Origin of the sequence: Bradyrhizobium sp. (genome assembly GCF_016462955.1) — a bacterium.
Taxonomy (GTDB): domain Bacteria; phylum Pseudomonadota; class Alphaproteobacteria; order Rhizobiales; family Xanthobacteraceae; genus Bradyrhizobium.
Window position 1 is genome coordinate 2,173 of the sequence record NZ_JAEMSD010000116.1, and the last position, 2,066, is coordinate 4,238.

Annotated in this window: 3 protein-coding genes and 1 pseudogene; 2 read left to right on the plus strand and 2 right to left on the minus strand. The window is 62.5% G+C overall.

Features of this window, described 5'->3' with window-relative positions:
- Positions 1 to 112 precede the first annotated feature (112 nt).
- Positions 113 to 349, minus strand: a complete 237-nt coding sequence (locus JHD07_RS14605) for a hypothetical protein (RefSeq protein WP_291623296.1) — start codon at positions 347 to 349, stop codon at positions 113 to 115.
- 265 nt (positions 350 to 614) lie between these two features.
- Here JHD07_RS14605 and JHD07_RS14610 point away from each other — a divergent pair, with 265 nt between their 5' ends.
- Entirely contained in the window at positions 615 to 962 is a 348-nt protein-coding gene (locus tag JHD07_RS14610; protein WP_291623298.1) for a DUF6481 family protein, read from the plus strand.
- 126 nt (positions 963 to 1,088) lie between these two features.
- On the opposite strand, the gene JHD07_RS14615 is transcribed toward JHD07_RS14610, so the two are convergent.
- On the minus strand, positions 1,089 to 1,334 hold the full coding sequence (locus JHD07_RS14615; RefSeq protein WP_291623300.1) for a pentapeptide MXKDX repeat protein: 246 nt from the start codon (positions 1,332 to 1,334) through the stop codon (positions 1,089 to 1,091).
- Positions 1,335 to 1,761: 427 nt separating this feature from the next.
- Here JHD07_RS14615 and JHD07_RS14620 point away from each other — a divergent pair.
- Positions 1,762 to 2,066, plus strand: a pseudogene (locus JHD07_RS14620) (C4-dicarboxylate ABC transporter); the annotation flags it as partial.

The window sequence follows — 2,066 nt, forward strand, 5'->3', positions numbered from 1 at the left end:
GGCTCGTTTCGGGCTTGGACATCGCCACCTGATCACACAACCGGGGCGGCTTTGGCTACCTCTTAAGGCAGCCCGTCACACCGAGCTCACCATGTGGGCGACCTCTTTGGGCTCAGCCCCGGGTCTGCCGGATCGCATTCTCGCGCAAGGTCTCGACTGCCGGAATCGCCTCCTGGGCCCGCGGTGCACAAGTGGTGAGCACGAACGCGGTCTGGGTGCATTCCCAATCCGCTCCCAGCAGGGCGCTTTCGACGGGCTGCGGGCGAGCGAGCAAGATTGCGGCGCCGGCCACGCCTGCCAGGACGGCAGCGATTGCGAGCGCCTTCAGGCTCAGTCGTGAGATCGTCATGCCCGTGCTCCGTGTCTTTTCGGGCGAACGCTAGGCGTCGCCCAAGTGCTCCCTTTATGAGGGAGATCACAATTCGGCAGTTTTTCGGGGCTACGAGAGATCGTCGGGGGGCGATTTTTCGTTGACCTGATCGGCTGCGATTATGGGTGGCTTCGCGACGCGCGCCGATGTACACGCTTATGCGTCGCGTGGCGCCTGCTATGCCCAGCCGACTTACCAACAGGCACCGATTTAATATCGAAAGCGAGGAAGACAAGGCTCGTCCATGAGTGGATTCAGGGAACCCGGCTTCGCAGACCGGCAAAAGGCGGCGCAGGACGCTCGCAAAAATCTTTTGAACAAATTCAAATCGCAACCGGGTCCCGATGCTCCGGCGGTTGCGGCGAAGCGTGCCGAGCGCGAAGCTCTTGCGGCCAAGCGCGCCGAGGCGAAGGCTGCGCGAGAGGCCGAAAAGGCGGAGCAGAAGCGCCGCGAGGAAGAGGCCAAGGCCGCCGAAGCCGCACGGATCGCGCGCGAGGCCGAGGAGGCCGAAGCTCAGCGTGCTGCGCTGGAAGCCGACCAAAAGGCCAAGCGCGATGCGCGCTACGCGGCCCGCAAGGCCAAGCGCAAGTAAGACTGCCAGATCACGTTCGATTGAACTGGCACTGAAACCTCATCCGGGGCGGTCTATGGGACCGCTCCCGGAATTCGAGAATGCGCGGCCGGTGGTGTGCCGGCCCTGCGCGGGGCGGATGGAAGATCAGTTCTTCTTCATCATCCCGTCGTCCTTCTTCATCCCGTCCTTCGACATGTGGTCCTTCTTCATGCCGTCGTCCTTGGACATGGTGTCCTTCTTCATCATGCCGTCCTTGGACATCGTGTCTTTCTTCATCATGCCGTCATCCTTGCTCATCTTGTCCTGAGCGAAAGCGGCCGGCGACAGCGCAAGGCCAAGCGAAAGAGCGGCAGCCGAGACGCCGAGCACGATGCGGGTGCGAATGGTCATGGATGATCTTCCCTTCGAGGTGGTGTTTGTCAGCGACGGACGCCGCTACCCAGACTCGACGGATGGTCGGGGGGTGTTGTTACGCAGCCCTTGATAATTTTCGGTGAGCGCACCGGGAGCCCTCGACCGAAAGAGCCCAGGGCTCCAGCGACGATTGGATGTGTGTGCAGCGCAGCACACCCGGCACTTGCCGCGACATCCGATCTCGAACTATCAGTTGAGAGCATATCGGGTGAAACAGCGGCCAGGATGGGACTACGCAGCGGTCGCTGACCAACCCGATCACGCGAAAACAAGAACCGTTCAAAGAACTGCCCAAGGACATCACATCATGCTCACGCGCCGCCATCTGCTCGCGACCGCCATCGCTGCGCCCGCCATCCTCCGCTTCGGCACCGGTACCGCGCAGGCCGCGACCACGCTGAAGATCTCGCATCAGTTCCCCGGCGGCACCATCGACAAGGGCGATTTCCGCGACCGGCTCTGCCGCACGTTCGCCGCAGAGATCGCCAAGCGCAGCAATGGCGACATCGCGGCCGAGATTTATCCAAACTCCTCGCTGATCAAGACCAACGCGCAGTTCTCCGCGATGCGCAAGGGCGCGCTCGACATCAGCCTCTATCCGATGCCCTATGCCGGCGGCGAAGTGCCGGAAACCAATATCGGCCTGATGCCGGGTCTGGTGACCACCTACGACCAGGGCCTGCGCTGGAAGAAGGAGCCGGTCGGCAA

Bases quoted from the DNA above. Each gene is read 5' to 3' on its own strand.
- JHD07_RS14610 (WP_291623298.1), top strand. From the start codon at position 615: ATGAGTGGATTCAGGGAACCCGGCTTCGCAGACCGGCAAAAGGCGGCG.
- JHD07_RS14615 (WP_291623300.1), bottom strand. From the start codon at position 1,334: ATGACCATTCGCACCCGCATCGTGCTCGGCGTCTCGGCTGCCGCTCTT.
- JHD07_RS14605 (WP_291623296.1), bottom strand. From the start codon at position 349: ATGACGATCTCACGACTGAGCCTGAAGGCGCTCGCAATCGCTGCCGTC.